The sequence below is a fragment of the Bacillus sp. EB106-07-01-XG149 genome (assembly GCF_058791555.1).
On the sequence record NZ_JBYTDP010000001.1, the window covers coordinates 566,716 to 588,616 of the forward strand.

At 32.3% G+C, this 21,901-nt stretch carries 20 protein-coding genes and 1 pseudogene; 4 read left to right on the top strand and 17 right to left on the bottom strand.

What is annotated here, in order from left to right; genetic code table 11:
• Window positions 1-325: 325 nt before the first annotated feature.
• The 4 genes from AC3WTA_RS02920 to AC3WTA_RS02935 all read right to left on the bottom strand — a co-directional run bounded on the left by AC3WTA_RS02920 (window position 326) and on the right by AC3WTA_RS02935 (window position 5,033).
• Complete coding sequence (locus tag AC3WTA_RS02920; RefSeq protein ID WP_116480648.1) at window positions 326-946, bottom strand: SGNH/GDSL hydrolase family protein; 621 nt, start codon at window positions 944-946, stop codon at window positions 326-328.
• A gap of 175 nt (window positions 947-1,121) precedes the next feature.
• On the bottom strand, window positions 1,122-2,231 hold the full coding sequence (locus AC3WTA_RS02925; RefSeq protein WP_088092590.1) for an acyltransferase family protein: 1,110 nt from the start codon (window positions 2,229-2,231) through the stop codon (window positions 1,122-1,124).
• A gap of 563 nt (window positions 2,232-2,794) precedes the next feature.
• A complete protein-coding gene (locus AC3WTA_RS02930; protein ID WP_000677729.1) occupies window positions 2,795-4,108 on the bottom strand; it encodes a D-alanyl-D-alanine carboxypeptidase family protein in 1,314 nt (437 codons plus the stop codon).
• Between the two features lie 265 nt (window positions 4,109-4,373).
• Window positions 4,374-5,033 carry a CatB-related O-acetyltransferase gene (locus tag AC3WTA_RS02935; protein ID WP_000682543.1) on the bottom strand — a complete coding sequence of 220 codons (660 nt, stop codon included), beginning with the start codon at window positions 5,031-5,033 and terminating at the stop codon, window positions 4,374-4,376.
• Window positions 5,034-5,487: 454 nt separating this feature from the next.
• On the opposite strand from AC3WTA_RS02935, the gene AC3WTA_RS02940 reads away from it, so the two are divergent.
• Window positions 5,488-5,958: a DUF5065 family protein gene (locus AC3WTA_RS02940; protein WP_000771847.1), complete on the top strand. Its 471-nt coding sequence runs from the start codon at window positions 5,488-5,490 to the stop codon at window positions 5,956-5,958.
• 593 nt (window positions 5,959-6,551) lie between these two features.
• Here the strand turns inward: AC3WTA_RS02940 and pepD are convergent.
• The 6 genes from pepD to AC3WTA_RS02970 all read right to left on the bottom strand — a co-directional run bounded on the left by pepD (window position 6,552) and on the right by AC3WTA_RS02970 (window position 11,096).
• Window positions 6,552-8,021 (bottom strand): beta-Ala-His dipeptidase, encoded by a 1,470-nt coding sequence (gene pepD, locus AC3WTA_RS02945; protein WP_000287560.1) that lies wholly within the window; start codon window positions 8,019-8,021, stop codon window positions 6,552-6,554.
• A gap of 141 nt (window positions 8,022-8,162) precedes the next feature.
• A complete protein-coding gene (gene spoIISB, locus AC3WTA_RS02950) occupies window positions 8,163-8,339 on the bottom strand; it encodes a stage II sporulation protein SB (protein ID WP_000852619.1) in 177 nt (58 codons plus the stop codon).
• 75 nt (window positions 8,340-8,414) lie between these two features.
• Complete coding sequence (locus tag AC3WTA_RS02955) at window positions 8,415-8,540, bottom strand: hypothetical protein (protein WP_000588712.1); 126 nt, start codon at window positions 8,538-8,540, stop codon at window positions 8,415-8,417.
• 94 nt (window positions 8,541-8,634) lie between these two features.
• On the bottom strand, window positions 8,635-9,372 hold the full coding sequence (locus AC3WTA_RS02960; RefSeq protein WP_116480647.1) for a type II toxin-antitoxin system SpoIISA family toxin: 738 nt from the start codon (window positions 9,370-9,372) through the stop codon (window positions 8,635-8,637).
• Between the two features lie 336 nt (window positions 9,373-9,708).
• Entirely contained in the window at window positions 9,709-10,446 is a 738-nt protein-coding gene (gene gpmA / locus AC3WTA_RS02965; RefSeq protein WP_000594144.1) for a 2,3-diphosphoglycerate-dependent phosphoglycerate mutase, read from the bottom strand.
• Window positions 10,447-10,613: 167 nt separating this feature from the next.
• Window positions 10,614-11,096, bottom strand: coding sequence for a MarR family winged helix-turn-helix transcriptional regulator (locus AC3WTA_RS02970; RefSeq protein ID WP_000191899.1), 483 nt, complete (start codon window positions 11,094-11,096; stop codon window positions 10,614-10,616).
• A 116-nt stretch (window positions 11,097-11,212) separates the two neighbouring features.
• Here AC3WTA_RS02970 and AC3WTA_RS02975 point away from each other — a divergent pair, with 116 nt between their 5' ends.
• On the top strand, window positions 11,213-12,889 hold the full coding sequence (locus tag AC3WTA_RS02975) for an alpha-keto acid decarboxylase family protein (RefSeq protein WP_070168824.1): 1,677 nt from the start codon (window positions 11,213-11,215) through the stop codon (window positions 12,887-12,889).
• A 49-nt stretch (window positions 12,890-12,938) separates the two neighbouring features.
• On the opposite strand, the gene AC3WTA_RS02980 is transcribed toward AC3WTA_RS02975, so the two are convergent.
• The 6 genes and pseudogenes from AC3WTA_RS02980 to AC3WTA_RS03005 form a co-directional block, all read right to left on the bottom strand.
• Window positions 12,939-13,346: a VOC family protein gene (locus AC3WTA_RS02980; protein WP_070168823.1), complete on the bottom strand. Its 408-nt coding sequence runs from the start codon at window positions 13,344-13,346 to the stop codon at window positions 12,939-12,941.
• A gap of 120 nt (window positions 13,347-13,466) precedes the next feature.
• The gene (locus AC3WTA_RS02985; protein ID WP_070168822.1) at window positions 13,467-14,177 is read right to left on the bottom strand and encodes a class I SAM-dependent methyltransferase; all 711 of its coding nucleotides are present in this window, start codon (window positions 14,175-14,177) and stop codon (window positions 13,467-13,469) included.
• Between the two features lie 98 nt (window positions 14,178-14,275).
• Window positions 14,276-15,028 (bottom strand): ABC transporter ATP-binding protein, encoded by a 753-nt coding sequence (locus tag AC3WTA_RS02990; protein WP_070168821.1) that lies wholly within the window; start codon window positions 15,026-15,028, stop codon window positions 14,276-14,278.
• An 11-nt stretch (window positions 15,029-15,039) separates the two neighbouring features.
• Window positions 15,040-17,371 (bottom strand): annotated as a pseudogene (locus AC3WTA_RS02995) (ABC transporter permease).
• A 6-nt stretch (window positions 17,372-17,377) separates the two neighbouring features.
• Window positions 17,378-18,640, bottom strand: a complete 1,263-nt coding sequence (locus tag AC3WTA_RS03000; RefSeq protein ID WP_492332810.1) for an MFS transporter — start codon at window positions 18,638-18,640, stop codon at window positions 17,378-17,380.
• Window positions 18,641-18,682: 42 nt separating this feature from the next.
• Complete coding sequence (locus AC3WTA_RS03005; protein WP_098655169.1) at window positions 18,683-19,321, bottom strand: TetR/AcrR family transcriptional regulator; 639 nt, start codon at window positions 19,319-19,321, stop codon at window positions 18,683-18,685.
• A 485-nt stretch (window positions 19,322-19,806) separates the two neighbouring features.
• On the opposite strand from AC3WTA_RS03005, the gene AC3WTA_RS03010 reads away from it, so the two are divergent.
• Window positions 19,807-20,019 carry a hypothetical protein gene (locus AC3WTA_RS03010; protein WP_000033155.1) on the top strand — a complete coding sequence of 71 codons (213 nt, stop codon included), beginning with the start codon at window positions 19,807-19,809 and terminating at the stop codon, window positions 20,017-20,019.
• 8 nt (window positions 20,020-20,027) lie between these two features.
• On the opposite strand, the gene AC3WTA_RS03015 is transcribed toward AC3WTA_RS03010, so the two are convergent.
• The gene (locus tag AC3WTA_RS03015) at window positions 20,028-20,186 is read right to left on the bottom strand and encodes a hypothetical protein (RefSeq protein ID WP_492332811.1); all 159 of its coding nucleotides are present in this window, start codon (window positions 20,184-20,186) and stop codon (window positions 20,028-20,030) included.
• Window positions 20,187-20,608: 422 nt separating this feature from the next.
• Between AC3WTA_RS03015 and exsF the strand changes: the two genes are divergently transcribed.
• The gene (exsF, locus tag AC3WTA_RS03020) at window positions 20,609-21,112 is read left to right on the top strand and encodes an exosporium protein ExsF (RefSeq protein ID WP_492332812.1); all 504 of its coding nucleotides are present in this window, start codon (window positions 20,609-20,611) and stop codon (window positions 21,110-21,112) included.
• Window positions 21,113-21,901 lie beyond the last annotated feature (789 nt).

Consider the following 21,901-nt stretch of genomic DNA (forward strand, 5'->3'; position numbering starts at 1 on the left):
TCAGATGCATTCGAAGGGGAAGATTTTAAAATTCTTACAAATTAAAAAAGCGGATCTATTTAGCAATCGGTGTCATTATTAGTGCTGTTTTAACAATTTTATTTAAAATACCTTTTAGTTTGAGTTCTCCGCTCTTATCTTTTTTGTAGATATTCGAAACAAAAAAGACCCCTTATACTAAGGGTCCTACAATAGAAAATAACTAAGTATAAACAATAAAAAGAATTACTGAAAGTATAATTTATAGGCGCTTTATATCCTTCTATTTCGCATCAAAACCCCTGCGCTGTATGCGACAGGGGATTCGATGCGTTCATTCTAAAGCTTATTTAGAAGAGTCATGTACAGGCAAACTACTAAAAATCAATTCAGCAACTTTTACATATCCTTTTGAGTTTGGATGAATCAAATCCGTAGACCAAAGCGTATTATCGTTTACTAAATGATGATTCCAAAAGTCAACATGATGAAGCTTATACTCTCTACTCAATGAAAGTATAATTTCATTTGCCTCTAATAATTGTTCTTTTAACACTTGTTTTTTTTCAGAAGAAATAGGTAGCCGAACTGTAAAATCTGGAAGGTTTGCTATAATAATATCAGCATCCGTTTTACTTAATGTATCTATCATAAATTCCATTTCGTTCTTATATTCTTGATGATTCCAACGTCCTTTTAATACATCATTTGCACCTGCAATTAAACTAACCAAATCTGGATTAAACGTTAATGCCTTTTCCAATTGCTGTGAGCGAATTTCTTTAGTTACTAACCCACGCTTTGCAAAATTAGCATATTCTATATCGTTTACACAGAGTTGAACAAAATGATCTACCCAGCTTTTTAATGCTATTCCCTCAACTTCATCCCCTATGCCCTCTGTAAAACTATCACCAATCGATACAAATCGCTTCCACATATGTAGTCCCCCTTTATTATTAACCATATCTATACTATACAATAGCTCACACCGTAATTGTTATTTCTAAGTGGTTTTCGATTTCAATTATATTCCACTTTACTATATTTACATTTAGAATCCAAAATTGACCGATTCCTAAGTATACTTAGGAATCGGTCAATTTCGTATATTTACTAAAGAAATAAAATCTCTCTAGGAATTATACTTTTTTCAAAAAATTGGTTGTTCTTTGTTTTGCCCAGTTTATACATTTCTTTTCGATTAAATGATACGAAATTATAGAAAAAAGTAGTGTCATTGCAATGCACAAAGTAAGCAGGAAAAAGATAGGTATCTTTGTATACAAAAGTTTAAATAGTACCATCATGATTGGAAAATGACACAAATAGATACTGTATGAAATTTCTCCTAAATATACAAATACATTCTTATTTAAAAATGCTTTTACTTTTAGGTTACTCATAGCCATTATAATAAATATACTAACCCCCATTACGACACCCCAATCTTTTAATAAGAAAGTAGTATCATTACGGGAAAAACCATAAATTAAAATGGAATATAAATATAAAATAATCCCTAATGCAATAAGAAATCCTTTTTTAAATTTTTTCATATTCCTATATGAGTAAATAAGTTTTTCCTGATACTTAAAAAGTAACATTCCAACCATAAACATAGATGTAAAATGCAGTGTATCAGCATAACCATTATAAAACCCTTCAGCTTTCCCAATATGCAACATATTAAGAAAAACACTAATGAAAGAAAAGCTCAAAGCAAATAGTACCGTTTTCTTCCAATTCAGTTTATAAAAAAGAAGGAATAATAAAGGAAACACAATAGATATACGTATTTCTTGAGCCAATGACCAAATAACTGGATTATAATTTTCCGTAAAAAAGTTATTAAGAAGCACAAAGTGGTTTAGAATATCTAATTTTGTTATAGACCCTTGCCACCTATCATAGAACCAATCCCGTAGTCCTACCACTTCATACGACGAAAATAAAATAAATAAAACAAAGGTAACGATTATCCAAAAATAATAAGGAATATAGATTCTTACAAATCTCTTAATTAAATATCCCCAATAATTTGTTTTTGAATGATAAAGTGCCATAGATAACACAAAACCACTTAGTACATAAAAAACGATAACAGCTTCCCCACCCGCCCATAAAAACCTAAGCGGGGAAAATTTAATAGAATTAGGCAACGATGGTAGCATTAAACAAAAATGTCCAAATACCACAGTAAGTGCCGCTAACCCTCGTATAGAATCTAATTCTTTTATTCTCTTACTCATAAAATGTTCTCCTTGTAAATTGTAGATTTTGCTGTTCGTAAAGGCCACTATACTAGTGTAGTGGAAGAATTGTACATAATGTCTATCTAGATCCCAGATATAAGCAGTTCAAAGTCAATCTATGCATCTGTTTTCTGGTCTCCATTTCCTTATATAAATAATTTAAAACAAAATATTTAATACAAAGAAAAGATTTTATTAAATTTTTATAAAATCTAATTACAGAAATACGTACCGGGTATTATTTTTTTATTGTCATTTAATGAAAAAATGGATGTTTTTTCTTCATGTAACTTTATTAAACTAACTTTGTACTAGAATGCTTTGAATCAAAAAATACATAATAAACGCCATCCTTTCTGTATATTTCTACAAAAAGAATAGCGTTTTTTGATTATATAGATACAAATTTAATTTAGCTTGATAGCACTACCACTACAAATAGTTCTGAAGAGCCAAATTTGAGAATTAATGCAATCTACCATTCCAAGCTATCTACACAAAAATCCATAATACTTTGAAACTCTGTATTTCAGATTAATTTTTAGTTTTATCTTATAAAGTTAGCTTTTTACTATATCAACCGCACTATCCCATATACTGCTAAAGAAAGATCCAATTTGGCGCATAAAACGTGTAAACCAATTTGCTTGTTCTACATCAGATTTTGTTACAAGGTCTATTTGTAATGATTTACCTGATAAGAACCCAGGATCTGTATTATCTTTAGGCAAGATAATCATTTTACTTATTGTTACACCTTTTTTAATAGGCGCTTCTTGTTCTTTATTCGATACTTTAAATTCTTTTTTATAAACATCTTTATTGCTCTTTGGTATTGGAAGTGAAACAGCTTGCTTCGTTTGAACTACTACATCTTTGTCTTTTGCATTTGCAACTCGCAAAGTTTCATGCCCTTTTACTACTGAATCTTTTCCGTAGATATTCTTCACTTCAAAATTCGCAAATCCATAATCATATAATTTCTTCGTTTCATCAAAACGTGCTGTATGGGAGTTTGCTTTTATCACTACAGATATTAGACGCATACCGTTTCTTTCTACTGTACCAGTGAAGCAATCACCGGCTTCTGGAGTAGTTCCTGTTTTCAACCCATCTACACCTTCGTATTGCTTAATTAAACCTTTTAACATCATGTTAAAATTCACCATATCAATTGGATACTTGCCACCCTTTTGGAATGTTTTTTTAGGAATTTTCGCTGTATCTAACATTTTTGGAAAATCTTGAATAAGACGTTGTGCTAAAATCGCACAATCTCTTGCGGACATTTTATTTTTCTCGTCTGGAGTTGTCCCTTCTGGGTGATATCCTTTTAAATCATAGTTTGTTAAGCCTGTAGAGTTTACAAATTTATAATTTTTCATTCCAAACTCTTTTGACTTATCATTCATCATTTTCACGAAATCGGCTTCTTTTCCAGCAATTTCTTCAACTAAAGCAATTGTTGCACCATTTGCAGAGTAAATTGCCATTGCCTCATATAACTCTTTTACTGTATAAGAGCCACCATTTTCTAATGGAACGTTTGATAATGAGCGATCTTGTGAAATCTTATGTGCATATTCAGAGATTTTAACTTTTTGATCCCATTTAAGTTTTCCTTTATCCACCGCTTCATGAACTAAATATTCACTCATCATTTTTGTCATACTAGCAATTGCTAGTGATTCATCCGCATTTTTTTGATATAAAATTTTTCCGGAATTCGCTTCTACTAAAATTGCTGATCCTGCTTCTACATCTAAAACAGGGACTGTTTCCGCTGTTGCTCTTCCAGATGTAACAATTATGCTACAAAATAGTGTAAGCACTGTTACTATTACAATGAATTTTTTGTAAAACATACCTTTCAATCCTCTTACCTCCAATATATTTTTTAGGATTACAATGAATAGACAATCTAAATAATGCGTTTGTTCCATATTTACAAAAAATAAAACCAGTGTATCCCGATTAAATATCGAGACACACTGGTTTTATTAGCTATCAAGGATTTTAATTATTTAATTCAGCTATTTACTATACTCATACCAGAGATGAATTTTCCTTAGTCTAGACTATTAATTTTTTATAATAAAAAAACTACATCCTATATAGAATGTAGTTTCCCTCACAGATCTATCTATTTTTTACTTCCTTGTTATAAAAATCATATAATAATTCAATAGATGAACTAGATAAAAGCGGCATTGCCTTCTCAACTAATTCTCTATCCCAATCAAACCAACGCATTTCCATTAGCATTTTCATTTCTGTATCAGTGAATCGTTTCTTTATTTCCTTAGCAGGATTTCCACCAACTATTGTATACGGCGGAACATCTTTACTTACGACAGATCCCGCTGCAACGATTGCACCTTCACCGATTATAACGCCAGGCATAATAATAGCATTCATTCCAATCCAAGCATCACTTTTAATGACTGTATCGCCCTTCGGTTCATATGAATGTTCAATTTGCTCAGCGAATGGATATACTGTAATCCATTCTGAGTGATGATTATGATTACCACCCATTAAAATGACTACTCCACTCGCAATACAAACATAGTTCCCAATAATGAGTTTATCAAGATGCCATCCCATCTGTTCAATTGGATTGAACAGCGCTCGGGACTTAGCATCCCCCCACAAATACCTTACACAGCCATCTTCAAAATTTTGATGACCATAATAACCTGAATAATAGGAGTACTCTCCTACCTCAATGAGTGAATTTGTTACTATATCTTTTAAATACTTTGTTTCTGACCAATGATTAAATAATGGATGCTTCATAACTTTATTCCTCGCTTCTAAGTATTATATATTTTGCTATTTACTTAGAAGCTTACTACGACTGCTACATTTTTTAGCTTTCTCAAACGACGAATCATTGTCTTCAAGCCTTTCTTTTATTATAAAGCAATCATATCGTGATAAATTATATAAGTCAAATTGTAAAATTATGTACTGAAACTTGAAGTATGAATTGAAATTTCAGCATTAAAACAATCGAGTTTTCAAATAACAAAGTCCCAATTACATATAATAAAGATTTCTTATCTATACATCTAACTTCTTTCTTATATTAGCATTAACTCCCTCGATATAGTTTTATTATTTATTAATTTGTCTGATAAATCAATAAATGTTAATATGATTATAGAAGATATTATCATCCATTAGATTTCACAGCTAGTTTTTCACAAAAACGATTTCTGAATCCTTAAGTAAATAGGAGGTTTAGAACATGAAACTTTTAAGGCAATCAACAATTATTGGTGCATTGACTGTTGGAGGATTTTTATTTTCGAATACAATTAGTACAATCACACCTGTGTCTGCTGAATCGCAACTTACACAAAAAGAATCACGAATTTTAGATAATTGGCGGTGGCAAAGCTATTTTTTATTACATCATAATGCAGATTTTATAGAAGAGTTAGCAGTTGGTGACTTAAAACATGGAGATACATTCGATGTTACTATATATACTGGTGGTAAAGATACTGGTATTGTAAAAATATATCAATTGAGTGGAAATGAAAATGATGAAATAAACTTGCATAGATATAAAACCATTTATGACTCGGGTTTGAAACATAATTATGGTAGATTTGTAACACCTATTACTAAGGTTTATAATCCAGGAACATATGTAGCCGTTATGAAACTTGGAGAAAATTATTATTATGGGGGCAGCTTTAAAATCTCAAAATAATTTGCGTATATCTGACCAGTAAATATATATTGAATACTATTGTTATTAGACAAAAACTATTTTAAAAGCTTCTCTGCCCTATATAAGGTAGAGGAGCTTTTTGATTGTCTGCCCTTTTTAAGATTAGAAAAAATCCTTACTTTCTTTATAAATTAGCATTTTTATTCAACAACTGTTTCCACGTCTTTAAGTTCTACAATTCAATATGCAATATTGCATATTCTATATGTTCACTCTTTAAAAATGCGATAATTTGTTTATAAAAATATTTAAAATTAGTATTGGAAGGAGAATATTACATGTCTTTCTATTCTTGGTCCCTCTTATTTTCTTAATATTTGTTGCAATTATCATTTCTATTCAAAAGGCTAAGAAACAATAATTTATTATTTGGAGGTGTAATAATGTCATTTGCAGCATGGAGTGCATTTTTTATGACTTTAATCGGAGCAGTATCCGGAGCAATCTTTGGTACAATATCCTCTAGAAATAAAAGTAAAAATTAAATACTAACGTAAAAAAAATTTCTAATAAAACTCTATACAAAAAAGTAGCCTATAAAGTTTTATAGGCTACTTTTCATTTCATCCATATTATTTAGCTAATTCTTTCGTACCCTTCATTACATCAACGAAGAATCCCCAGTTATTCACAACAGAAGAAATACTAATATGTTCATCTGGTGTATGAACGTTAAAAATGTCTGGACCAAATGAAATTGCATCTAAGTCAGGCATCTTTTGAACGAATGCACTACATTCAATACCTGCATGTACAGCGAATATTTCAGCATCCTTGTTGTATTTTTCTTGATGCACTTTTTCAAACAAATTACGAATTTGTGAATTCGGATTGTATGGCCATTCTGGATATTCTGACTCTATTTCAAATGTTGCACCAACTAATTCGGCAATACATTTAATTTCATTTGCAATATGTTGTTTTAAACTACTGACAGAACTTCTCACTTCGTTACGTAATTTAATTTCATCTTGCAACGTTTCAATAACGCCTAAATTTGTTGAACTTTCTACTAGACCTTTAATATCCATGCTCATACTTTGAATGCCATTCGGAATTAAGAATAATGATGAAATAAGTTGCTTTTGTGTCTCTTTAGCAAATACTTTTTCTACTTTCTCATCCAATTTTGTAAGTGTTACATGAACATCTGGATCAACAGCACGCATTTCTTCTTGTAATACTCTTGTCCATGATTCTAGTTTTTCTTCTACTTTCTCTACATCTTCTGTAGCTAATACAATTGTAGCTACACTTTCACGCGGAATTGCATTTGTTTTTAATCCGCCGTGAACTTCACTTATTTCAAATTGAATATTTGCTGATAAATCACGTAATACTCGTCCTAATACTTTGTTCGCATTACCACGTTGTTTATCAATTTCCATACCAGAATGTCCGCCTTTTAAACCACCAACATATAGACGGTATGCATCCGTATTCACTGGCGCTTCATCCCATATTACTGGAATTGTTTCTACAGCTTTCGCACCACCTGCGCTACTTACAAGTAATTTATGATCTTCTTCAGAATCGATATTTATAAAAATCTTTCCTTCAAAGTGATTTGCATCAACAGCGAAAGCCCCGCCCATTGTTGTTTCTTCTTCAGTAGTAATAACTACTTCAAGTGCTGGATGCGAAATGTCTGATGCATCTAATAAAGCCATTGCATACGCAACTGCAATACCATTATCCGCTCCTAAAGTCGTTTGATTTGCATATAACATGTCCCCAATGATTCGTAATTCAATTGGATCTTTTTCAAAATCATGTACGGTTGCTTGATTTTTTTCACATACCATATCCATATGGCCTTGAATGATAATAGCTGGTACATTTTCATAGCCAGTAGTTGCGTCTTTTTTAATAATGACATTCATTGCTTCATCTTGAATCACTTCTAAGTTACGCTCTTTTGCAAAACCAACTAAATAATCACTAATTTCCTTTTCATTACCAGATCCTCTAGGAATCTTTGAAATTTCTGCAAAATGATAAAATACAGGGTGCTTTGTTAATTGTTCTAAAGTAGAATACATTTTTAAGCTCCTCTCAAAATGACAAAATAATATGTAAGTCTGCTATCATTATACCATGATTCGTTACTTTCCCTTTCTATTTCATACTTTATAATCCACTTGTGAAATATTTAATCGTATAAAAAAACGAAAGAAAATGCACTATGCATTTTCTTTCGTTTTTTTTGCTCTCATATATTTTGAAGTACCATTATTCATTAATTTCTCTAACCGATTTATATTTTCCGTTAATGCACCTTTCACAAGAGAGAAATCTGTATTTGGTTCTTCTTTTTTTTCTTTAAAAAATGAAGACTTTTGTACGTTTACTTCAGCCATCTCTTCTCCCCCTTTTCCAAAAGATACAATCTTCTATTTATATTATATCGCAAATGTAGACAGCGTGTACACGTATCATTTTCTTTTTAATTCTTCTTCTAATTCTTCTACTTGCTGTAATGTATCTCCTTTTATTAACGAGAAATCTGTTGTATCTTCATTATCTTCTTTAAAAAAATCATTGTCATAATCTTTTATCATTACAATCACCTCTACGTGCTAGTGTAGGAATGATTGTCCGATTTTATACAAGTCCTTTATGTATAAGTGAAAAGGACAGAAGAAAATCCTGTCCTTATTTACTAAAATAACTATGATGTATTGTTAAATTATATACATTTTCAAAATCTCGATCTTGCAGGTTATTTTTCTTCCCATCAATAACAATGAAAACATCACTCACCATTTTTGCTGGTATTATTCCGACATTTTCTACTTGCACCGCTTTCTGCTCATTCAATTGCTCAATGTGTTCTAACGGAACGATAATACTAAATTGAGAACGGATACCACGAAAGTTTGTATTTAATTCCTTTGCCGCTTCAAATACAACAATTTTCGCACCAATCTTTTCTCCGTACGAATCTAAAAATGCGTTTAAGCTCTTTGTATATTCCTCTTCCGTATGCCATTCCATTGTACCGAATACTGCTGGATTGACATTTTGAATAATTGTTGTGTATATTTCTCCTCTTGCTTTAGAAGCAATTAATGACCGTTTTATCGATTGAACAGTCTTGCCGATATCGCTAAATTTCGCTCCCCATATTTCTGAAATATTTGGTGTTAAAATAAATGCGATATCAACGAAAATAACCATTGCAGTGAACATTAAAAGATTTTTCCAGAGGGTTAAATCAATTCCTTTTATCATGAAATACACGGTGACTGATATTATAAACAACCCATACCAAGTCTTTCTAATACGTTGCTTTTTCTCCTCGTACAACTCTTCGTTTCTCCAGTAAAAGAACACAAGAACGAGAAAAACGATTGCTAAAATAAATAAGCCGATTCGAATGTTAGAGATCACCAATGACATCACCCTCCATTCAAAAACTACTCACGATATAATTACATGCACAAGCAGCTCTCTTTATGACAAAAGACGTGGACAAGCTTCTAAATTTAGCAATATCGCATATACATTAGAAGGTGCCACGTCTTTTACCCCGCATTAACGGGCAGTAAGACCCCCACCTGAAAGTTTAGCAAAAGCATAGAAGTTAGGTAGGGGATCAACTGCCCATAAAAGCCCGATTGGTTCAACTAATAATCAATGGGGGATGACCCCCCCACTGATTAAAGTTTCACTTTATCATGAATCTACATTGTATATGTAGACAAGCATGCGTTTCAAATTTTCATGTTAAAAAGAAATATGTTTCGGAATTTCCCCTTCTGGTACTTCTCCGTCCATACTTAAGTAATAATGACGAATCGGACGTAAATCATCGTCTAATTCATAAACGAGTGGAATGCTCGTTGGAATATTTAATGAAACAACACCATCGCTTGAAAGGTTATCTAAGTATTTCACTAGCGAACGAATCGTATTACCGTGTGATGAAATAATTACCTTTTCACCAATTTTTAATGACGGCGCAATTTCTGAGTGCCAATAATCAAGTACTCTTTTCTCCGTATCCACTAAACATTCAGTCAATGGAAACTCACCTTTTTTAAGTGCTTTATATTTTGGAGCATTCATTTCATATCTAGGATCATCCTCAGTAAGAGCAGGTGGTCTTACATCAATACTTCTTCTCCAAATATGAACTTGCTCCTCACCATACTTTTTCGCAGTTTCATCTTTATTCAACCCTTGCAATGCACCGTAATGTCTTTCATTTAGCTTCCAAGATTTATGTACTGGTACCCAAGCAAGATCCATCTCATGAAGTACAATCCATAACGTCCGGATTGCTCGTTTTAATACAGATGTATAAGCTACATCAAAAGTATATCCATTTTTCTTTAATATCGCTCCTGCTTCTCTCGCTTCACTTAATCCATTCTCTGATAAATCTACATCTGTCCATCCTGTAAAGCGATTTTCAAGATTCCATAAACTTTGTCCGTGACGAATAAGTACAAGTTTTATCATAATAATTCCCCTCTCGGAAATGTGAATTTTATTGTTCCATTGCGTACACGTATAAAGTATCTAGTAATGTATCTTTTTATCCATTCACTCTATGACCAATCCATAGTTGCCAAATGTATGGATAAAATTTTTTCTTTTTCAAACTATAAAAACAGATATATTTCTTATTATTTTTGATCGATTACAACTTCTCGTTTTGATATCCAAGCATCAAAACCTGATCGACTATTTGCCATTTCATTCATAACTTGATGCCAATTTTCTTCACACGATTCACCAAATTTTGAAAAAATAACACTCATTTGTTGTCTTTGAACATCGCTCAGTTTTTTCTCTAAATCTACACCTATTTCTGTTAAAGATAACTGTTTCACACGGCGATCATGTGTAGCTTCATTACTCTCAATTAAGCCCTTTTCCACAAGTTGTCGTAGTGGTCCGTGAAGAGCTTGTTTACTTATTTCTAGCAGTGATAATAACTCATTTACACTTATCCCTGGAAATCGTGCGATAAAAAATAAAATTCGGTGATGTACTCGTTGTATGCCATACTCTTTTATAATTTCATCTGGCTTTTCAGTAAATGTTTTATATGCAAAGTAAAATAATGCTAATGCTTCATTCATCTGTTCTTCTTTATGTTGTGTCATCTACTTTCCCCCTGTATGTAAATTATACCACAATCTAGTATTGAATATTTTAACGAACACATTAGAACTTCTTTAGTTTATTGAAATATTCAATGCACAATTAGGAGAGGATTCATTTGAAATCGCAATATACTATAAGTACATATTTATTGGATAGACTACACGAATTAGGAATTGAACATATATTTGGGGTTCCTGGTGATTATAACCTTGCCTTTTTAGATGATGTAGTAGCACATGAAAATTTAAAGTGGATTGGAAATTGTAATGAATTAAATGCTGCATATGCAGCAGATGGGTACGCTCGCATAAAAGGAATCGCTGCTCTTATTACTACTTTCGGTGTTGGAGAACTAAGCTCCATTAACGGTGTTGCTGGCTCATATGCCGAAAACGTACCAGTTATAAAAATAACTGGTACGCCAACAACTAAAGTAATGGAAAATCGAGCACTCGTTCATCATACGTTAGGTGATGGAAAGTTCGATCACTTTTCCAATATGTATCGAGAAATCACGGTGGCACAAACAGATTTAACAGCTGAGCATGCCGCTGAAGAAATTGACCGTGTGTTACGTGCATGTTGGAGTGATAAACGCCCTGTTCATATTCAATTCCCAATTGATGTATATAATAAGCCAATTAATAAACCTACGGAACCAATTTTACATAAACCAGTTTTAAGTAATAAAGATGCGCTGGATAAAATGCTTCTACATGCGACTTCAAAAATAAACCGTGCCAAAAAACCAGTTATTTTAGCTGATTTTGAAGTGGCTCGTTTTCATGCGGAAGAATATTTGCATCAATTCGTAGAAAAAACTGGGTTTCCTATCGCAACGTTAAGTATGGGAAAAGGAATATTCCCTGAAAAACACCCTCAATTTATAGGGATTTATACTGGGGATGTTAGTTCTCCATACATACGAAAAAGAATTGATGAATCTGACTGTATTATTAGTATTGGTGTGAAATTAACTGATACTATTACCGGCGGCTTTACACAAGGTTTTACGAAAGAGCAAGTTATAGAAATCCATCCCTATACTGTGAAAATTATTGATAAAAAATACGGACCAGTTGTAATGAAAGATGTTTTAGAACAATTAAGTGATTTAATCGAACATCGCATTGAGGAAACACTTGAAATTAAGCCCTTTATTTCAGAATCACTATCTATGACAGAAGAGTTCAATCCAAAAGCACAAATGGTTACACAAAAACGTTTTTGGCAACAAATATACCATTTCTTACAAGAAAACGATGTTTTAATTGCAGAACAAGGAACGCCTTTCTTCGGTAGTGCCGCTATCCCTTTACCAAATAACACTACATATGTAGCACAACCATTATGGGGCTCGATTGGTTATACATTAGCTGCTCTACTCGGTACACAGCTCGCTGACTTATCGCGGCGTAACATTTTAATTATTGGTGATGGTTCGTTCCAATTAACTGTCCAAGAGTTATCGACTATACTTCATCAAAATTTAAAACCGATTATATTTTTAATTAATAACAATGGATACACTGTTGAACGTGCAATTCACGGCCAAAATCAACCGTATAATGACATACAAATGTGGGATTACACGAAACTAGCAAACGTATTCAGTTCAGAAGAAAAAAGCTTAACATTTAAAGTGGAAAATGAAACAGAGTTAGCAGAAGTCTTAACTAAAATAAATTTTAATATAAATCGACTTATCTTTGTTGAAGTTGTAATGAGCCAAGGGGATCAGCCTGAATTGTTAGCTAAACTTGCGAAAAGATTCGGTAAGCAAAATTCTTAATAAGAAAAAGCGTAGCCCATTTATAGATACGCTTTTTCTTATTAAATTTTTATTCCGCAAGCGCTAACTGCCAAGACACACCATACTTATCATTTAACCAGCCAAACTTTTTGCTAAATGGATAGGAACCTAAAGGCATTAGTACGGATCCATCCTGCACTAGTTTATTAAAGACCGTTTCAATTTCTTCTTCTGTCTCACAAGTTACATAAAGAGACATAGATGGTGTAAATGTAAAACCATGCTTTACATAACTATCAATGCACATAAATTCTTGACCATTTAACGTAAAAGTTGCATGAATGACAGTTCCCTCTTTACCAGGTCCATTTTCATCGTAGCGAGAAATACTTACAATTTCTGATTGATCGAATAGCGACGTGTAAAAATTCATCGCCTCCTCAGCTTTACCTTCAAACATTAAAAACGTAGTAATTTTTTGATTTGTGTTACTCATATAGAGACAACCCCTTATTATGTATTTATGCAAAACATACACCGGCAAGCAAAAACCGAACGTATATTCTTATAAGTATATTGTCTATAAAAACGATGAGTTTGTCAATTATCTACTTTCTTATTTCTTCTTAAATAATGCTGTCCAAAGAAATGATTCTCCAAACATAGTATTTGGTTGGTCAATTTGCTTCATCTTTCTAATTTCGATCACTTCAAACTCGTCAAATATATCTCTTAATTTTTCTTCTGAATATGCAAGGCCACCTTGTAGACTCCATCCTCTATATACATCCCAATCTGTTATTTCTGATCCATTTCGCTCATCTAAATCACCTGCCGAAAAACATGTTAATCCAAAATAACCACCCGATTTCAAGGAGTTTTTAATTAAATTCACATAATTTATTCTTCTATGCGGTGGAATATGATGTAAACAGCCCGAATCGTACACAAAATCAAAATCATTTTGACACTCTAAATTAAAAATCGAATCACAAATAAAATCGATTTCTATTCCTGTTGCTAACGCCCTTTCTTTCGCCCAATTAATGCCCTCTATAGATAAATCCACTGCTTTTACTTCAAATCCTTCATTCGCCAAATAAATTGCATTTCTTCCTGGACCACATCCAAGCTCCAACACTTTCCCTTTGGAGATCCATTCTTTTTGTATATAGGAAACTAGGTTCTCATCTGGAATATTTTCAAAAAACGGAACATCTTTTTCTCTGTTCGCATAAAATTCATTCCAAAACAGTTCTGCCGGTCTTAATAATGAATCAAGCATTTCAATAATATCTTCTTGAGTATGCAACGTTTCATTTTTCATTTGTACCCCTCCAAATTTAATAGTCAGAAAATTATTATATATCTTTTTGAACTTTCAAACAAAGAAAAAACTCCTATATTCAATAGGAGTTTTTGTCTTTAAAATCCAAGTACAGCCAACCATTTTAACAACTTCTCTTCTCGCGCTTTTAAATCATCGTTCCTAAGCTTGCCTAACTGTACTTCACTCACAATTTCTCCGTCTGCCATAAAAAGAACTCTTTCTGTTTTCGCTGCTACCTTTACATCATGAGTTACTAACATAATTGTAGTTCCATCACGATTAATATTTAATAAGATTTGCATTACTTCTTCTGTTGATTTTAAATTTAGAGCACCCGTTGGCTCATCAGCAAAAATAATATTTGGATTATTAATGAGCGCTCTACATATAGAGACCCTTTGTAATTGCCCTCCAGATGCTTCGGTTATATAATGCGACGCTATATCACTTATCCCCATTAGCTCCAGAGCACGTTTATTTACTATTTTCTTACTCTCACATTTCGCTAAATATGCTGACAAAATGATATTATCAAATAGATTCAAGTTTCTCAGAAGGTTGCTCTGCTGAAAAATAAATCCTATTTCAGTAAGGCGCAATTTGGCTAACGCTTCTTCTTTCATACATGATAATTCTTTACTATCAACTTTCACACTTCCAGATGATATTTGATCCATTCCGCTAATAGTATAAAGTAACGTCGATTTTCCGGAACCAGAAGGTCCCATAACCGATACAAATTCTCCCTCATAAATCTCTAAATCTATATTTTTTAACACGTGATAATTGGCATTTCCATCTATTGAATATTTTTTGTTTAATTCCTTTACTTCTAAAATTTTTTTCAAGTTATACACCCCTACTCCCCATTTGGCTTTACATCGTTTGTTTGCTTTATAGTAAAACTAATGAAAAGTGTTGCTGTAGTCACAGATATAAATAATATAGCTGGACATATTACATAAGAAACGATAGGATTTACGACAAACTTTATGTGAGCTGCTCCCATAAATGAGCCTAACCAACTTACTAACATTTCACCAAACATAGCAGCTATACATGTCCCAGTCACAATGCCTAATAATACAATGACGATAGAACGTATTATATACTGTATACGAATATCTTTGTATGAAAACCCTATACTTTTCATAATTAATATTTGCGAAGAGTCTTTTGCCAATAACATTTTAAAAAACATTGCAGTGATTAAAACTGATATGAATATAGCAATCAAAATAGCCACTTGAGTCACGAGTCTTAATTGTCTCTCCTAAAGTTTGTGTTAAATAATCATCCGTATCTGTTATTTTTACAGAACTAAAATTATGTTTATACTCCTTCACTTTTTCTTTTAAATTCACAGTAGGCTTCATATCTACATTTACTACATACCATAATATATTTTCATTATTATAAGAGAAGCTCACTTTAGCTGTTTTCCCGCCATTCGTTACATCTTGATATATACCACTAATAGTTAGTACGTTCTCTTTTCCTTCTGCAAATAAAATGATTTTATCCCCTACATTCTTTTTCAATTCATTTGCGTTCATATAAGAAAGAGCAATTTCATTTTTATTTTTTGGTGCCATACCTTGAATATTGTCTAATGGGAATTGAGTGAAGTCTCCTACTTCTAGATTTAAATTTTCATGTATGCCATCAGCATTCACCATTTTAAATGTAATCGTTACAAATGCTGCATATTTTTCTACTTCATCATCATTTCGTAAATATGATATAACGTCCTTAAATCGTTTCTCTATATTTTCAGTTTGCTGTAAATCTATTCGAATATCACTTTTTCCTGTTCCCATATAATTAACAAACTTCGGTGACTGAATCGTATACAAAAAGTTAACAGGTACAACAATCATAAACACAGCTATTATTAATACGATACTTAATACGCGATATAACTTAAATCTTTTTATAACATCTTGTATACCAATAAATATATTTACATTTTTAAATTTAGATTGATTGAGTGAAAAAGAGTTTCTAATCTTTCTTTTCCCTAGTTTATCTCTTGATTGTAAAGCGTCTATTGCTGTAATTCCCCTAAAATCCCGCAAAATGATGCGACAGAACAGGATAACGACTAAAAATAACAATGTTGTAATTATTAATGGCACAACATTGTGTAAAATACTTTTATCTGCCACCCCCATATAAAGTGTGATATTCGAAGTGAATATTTTTGTAACAAATAGTGAAAGTATATATCCACATATACATCCACCAGCTGAAATAACAACATATTTTGTTACATATAGTTTTTGAATATCTTTACTTGTAATACCGATAGCTTTCATAACACCTATTTCCCGATATTCTTCTTCCATTGAAGTCATAATCGTAAATCTAATACATAAACTTGCGATTAACATTAATAATGCACTTATTATAATAAGCACTGCAGCTATAATTCCATCTGTTAATGAATTGAGTGTTTTAAAGAGTGAATACGTAATAGAGGGACCTTTTTGAGGTAAGTTCGATGACTCGTATAGATTTTCAAATTCATTTATTTTATTTACATCTGTTAGCTGGAATTCAATAAGATATTCGCTTTCTCCAAAATTCCTTTTTATTCTTTCGAAATCTTCATTGCTTATTACGAATCGTTTTGAACTAATAATTGATGGATTCATTTGAACATCACGAACAAATGCTGAAATAGTAAATTCTAGTTCATTCTTATTTTTATCAACCCATATTTTATCTCCAATACGCAAATTATATTTTTGCATATAATAAATTGGTACACCTATTTCTCCTTTCCTAACATCGACCACTTCATTATTTAAATTTAATAAAAAATCAAACTTACTATTTTGTTTAACTAAGCTTATGTCCATTACACTATTATGTTCCGCTTGACTTTTCTTCTTTATAAAAATGTTAGATCCATTTATTTGAACCATCTCAGCCGTTTGCTGTTTTTTTACAAACGGAATTTTTTCTACAAAGGAATCAATTGACTTTTGATTTACTTCTCCGGCATGCATTTGTACGAAATGCGGTGCGTTTGATATTTTAACCAATTGATCCATTGAGTTCAATAGATTTATAACATTACTTGAAGCACTAGCCATTAAAAGACTTGATAACATGATAAACATAAATAAAATGGTAATTATCATTTTATTTTGAGAGAAATCTCTTTTTAACATTCTCCTAATCATATAAAGCTAGTTCCCTTCATTCAATAGTATTTTCTTCATCACAACCGCTATTAATATCATTATGAAACTAATAACTAATATAGGTAAATAAATTTTCATACTGAATTCTTCAAACATAAAACCATAAATGACTTGCCCAATCGGTGCCATACATTGGGATACCGCTGTTATAATTGCCATTACTTTTCCTAAGTGCTCATTTGGTGTTTTCTTTTGAACTACAGTAATCACATAGATGGATACAATTGTCATGATCATTGCAATTAGAATTGAAGAGAGTATAAAGATGATAAATGATGGATAGTGTCCTAAATTAAGAATAAATGGTGTAACGGATAGTGCCATAGGTATTACTAATAATGCTATTAAAAGCATCCAATAATACAATGTTTTCATCTGAAGCTTTTTCGCAAAATAACCTATAGATAACGCACCTAATATCGTTGCAAAATCTATTAATCCCATTCCAATTCCGTATAACGTGTGGCTACTTCCCATTGTTACTCGTATAATAATTGGAGCACAAACAACAAATAGCGGTGTTAATATTAAATTTAGTAATGCGGCTAAAAGCATAGATTTCAAAATAAATGGTTGTTTTAAAACGAATATAAACCCTTCTTTCATATCCTTTACAATTGTCGGTATTATATGGCTTTCTTGCGTTCTTTTTATAAAAGGTATTGTAATAAACATTTCCAAAATCGCAGATAAAAAGAAAGCGAAGCAACTTATTATTACGAGCATTTTCAAACCAATTATGCCGTACAATATTCCTCCTAATACAGGAGCGACTATATTAGATAATGCTTGCACACCATTTACGATACCGTTCGCTTGTTCTAACTTTTTCTCTGGAACTAATTGCGGAATACTCGCCATTACTACCGGTGAGTACATTGCACTAATGATCGCTAGTAAAAACATAATTGTTCCGATCAATAGAATAGATACAGATCCAGTAAATAACAAAACTATAAAGCTTAACACAATCGCAGCGTTTATAAAATCAAATATAACCATTAAATTACGGCGATTGAAACGATCTGCTATCGCTCCGCCAAGAGGAGCTAGCAAAAACGGAATACTCGTAACCGCATATAGTCCTGCGAATATATCAGCACGCCCTGTTATATCTAATACATATAAAGACAGAGCAAAACGTAAAAGTGTTGAACCTAAAATAGTAATAATTTGCCCACTTACCATTAAGTGAAAATCTTTCATAGAAGATTTTATACTTGCTGGCATCCTCATCACACCCTTCATTTAATTCAGACCGACTGTCGGTCTGTAATAATTAAACAGAAATCATGATTTCTGTTTAATTAAAACCTCAACCATATAATTAAAGGATCCTTCTTTCGCTCCAACAGATACTTCCATCATTTTAATATAAGCTTTAGCTCTTCTGATCATTTCTTCCGGCTTCCACTGGAATAAACCTTCATCAAATATGACTTGTGCTGAAGAGAGTAATAGTTCAATCGTTTCTTGTGGGTATGGTGTAGAAAATATGCCTTCATCGATTCCTTGTTCTAAAATCTCTGCTAAAACAGGAGATAAATGAATAATGGATTGCACTATACTTTTTTGATGCATTTCCGCATTATTTGGTTGATGAAATTGTTCAATCATTTTATCTTTAACATCCCCTGATTTTGGCGATTGCTCCATTAAAACTCGAAATAATTTTTCTAATACCGGGATATTTGGATTAGAGACAATTACTTTCGCTTTAGCAACATCATCTTTAATGATCCTCATAATGATCTCATCCATTACTTCTTCTTTTGACTTAAAATAGTGATAAAATGTCCCCTTTGCTATCCCTATCTCTTTTAAAATGTCATTTACTGTTGTTTTCGTATAACCTTTCGTAACAAATAAACGTTCAGCAGTTTCTAAAATTTCCTTTCTACGCTCCTCATATTCCTTAACTATGCGCATTCACGTTCTCCTTCCCGCCAGACCGACTGTCGGTCTATTTTAATTATATGTTTAGTTAGTAAAAAGTTTCCTATTATTGTTTATATACAACATCCTTCTTTCTATTTCCTTTATAAATTTTTATTTTTTAACTTCCGTTCAATTTGTTTAAAACGTATCTCATGTTTCTTATCGTCACCTTTTATTTTAGGAAAAGAACGATGCCCCCGCTTGATCCTATTTTTCTTGATTCTTCATTCAGACGCACAATACTTTGTATTTTTTCAGCTCCTTTACCACAAGTCTGCGCATCTCCTTTTCATCGATGACTTCAAAAAATGACAATTGATTCATACGATACGGTTCCCCTCTGTTCGATCTATTTACTTATGAATGGATTATTTTGTTAAGTTCCAATATGTAATTTTGCATATTTCATACTTTTAATTTTTGCACATGCGATAATTTATTTATAAAAATATAGATTATTAATAAGGGTGATTTATATGAGCAAGTTCCGAAAGAAGATGATTAAATATTTGCAAACATTTTGGGGATGCTTAGCATTTGGTGTATTAATGTTTGCTATCTTCTTAATTATGGATTTAACAGATACGCCTTTAAATTCATTAGGCTGGAGAGACTGGTTAGGTTCTGCAGCAGGTGCAGCCATTTTATCTGTTGGGATGTTTACTTTAAATAAATTGGATTTAAAATAAATATTCGGTCAATACTGTATGTAGGCTGTATGCCAAATTTCATTTAAAGTAGTTTTCCCTGTATCTCCTTGTATTGAGCAGTTAGCTTTTGCTAGCTGCTCTTTCATTTCGTTCCAGTTCTTACCACTTAAAAAACTCTTTAACTGCGTTTCCCAATAAATACACATATCTATTCCCCTTTGCTACAAAATGAAATCTTTATTTTGTTATTCGCTTCAATTCGTTCTATATGCATTCTCCCTTTCTCAACTATTAACCGGACAAGCATATATTATTCTATGGAGGAATCCACTCATAAAAATCTACCTTTCTTGTCAAAGAGCATGCTTATATGCGTGCTCTTTTTTATTATGTTTTCTTTCATTTCTAAATAACATTTTTAACTCTGTTCATACTATTTTTTCAACTTTAGGTTACAAACTATTTCTGTAAGCGTAGTGTTTCCTTTGTACAACAGGCAGTTAGTTTTATTCATAACAGCACACCTCTGCACTATTCACTAGAAATTTTCATATAGTGTATTGTGCTTGTCCAAAACGTGAGGTTATTACTCACGCAATCTAAATGAAAGAAAGGAGTGAGTGAGAATATGCGCTCATCTAGTCGTAAGCTCACAAACTTTAATTGTGGAGCACAAGCCCCCAGTACACTACCAGCTCTCGGTTTTGCTTTTAATGCTACTTCACCTCAATTTGCAACACTATTCACGCCACTACTACTACCTAGTACAGGCCCAAATCCAAACATTACTGTACCTGTAATCAATGATACAATCAGTACAGGAACTGGTATTAGAATTCAAGTAGCTGGTATTTATCAAGTCAGTTATACATTAACAATCAGCCTCGATAATGTTCCAGTAGCCCCGGAAGCAGCGCGCTTTTTCTTGACACTAAACTCATCAACTAATATTATTGCAGGATCTGGAACCGCAGTCCGTTCTAATATCATTGGCACTGGTGAAGTAGATGTATCCAGCGGTGTCATTCTAATAAACTTAAACCCTGATGATTTAATTCAAATTGTACCGGTTGAAGTAATTGGTACAGTAGATATTCGTTCTGCCGCTTTAACAGTTGCACAAATTCGTTAATAAAAACAATATGCTTTGCTAATTAACATTTAATATTCCTTATACACCCCAAAATATATGTTATAGATTTAACACACATTTATATCAAACAAGCATATTTTATTGTATGGTGACTATCTAGTCATACAAATCTAAAGCGTTCATAAGAGCATACTTATATGTGTGCTCTTATGAAAATCAAGCTTTAATATAACTATTTTGTTTTACCTTATACTCATCGCTCTTTTGAACATTTACCTTTTTATTGTTATATTTGCTCATTGTTTTTCTCTTTTGTTTTACTAATTAGCTGATTAATTTCACAAACACCTTTTATTAAACATTCCATGTTTCTTCACCCCTTGAATATTTTTCAAATAAAAATACATACTATTTTCAAGCCGCCGTGTCCACGGCTAATACTTCTTTCTTTTGTTACAGCAGAAGCAGGTAGGTTCTTCACTTATCTGCTTTCTCTGTATATTTTTTAAGAAATCGAAAATAATACCAACAAGCTGTTTGAACTAGCAGCTTCACTCTTCTCGTAATGGGGATGCAATTTATTACAATTAGCTAACTCATTGAACTCACTGGCAGACAACCAAAATCGTTGTCTGCTTTTTGTATGAGATTTTTCGTTTTACATATACTACTTTTGAACCTGCAGACCAATACGAACCATTTTGGTGCTTGGGATTTCCCTTCCTGGGGATAAGTATTTTTTACTTATCCCTTTTTGTATAGACACGTACATTTAAGGTAAAGCTAATTACAAGCAGATTTTCTGTTTATGCGTAGTTCTAAACAAGA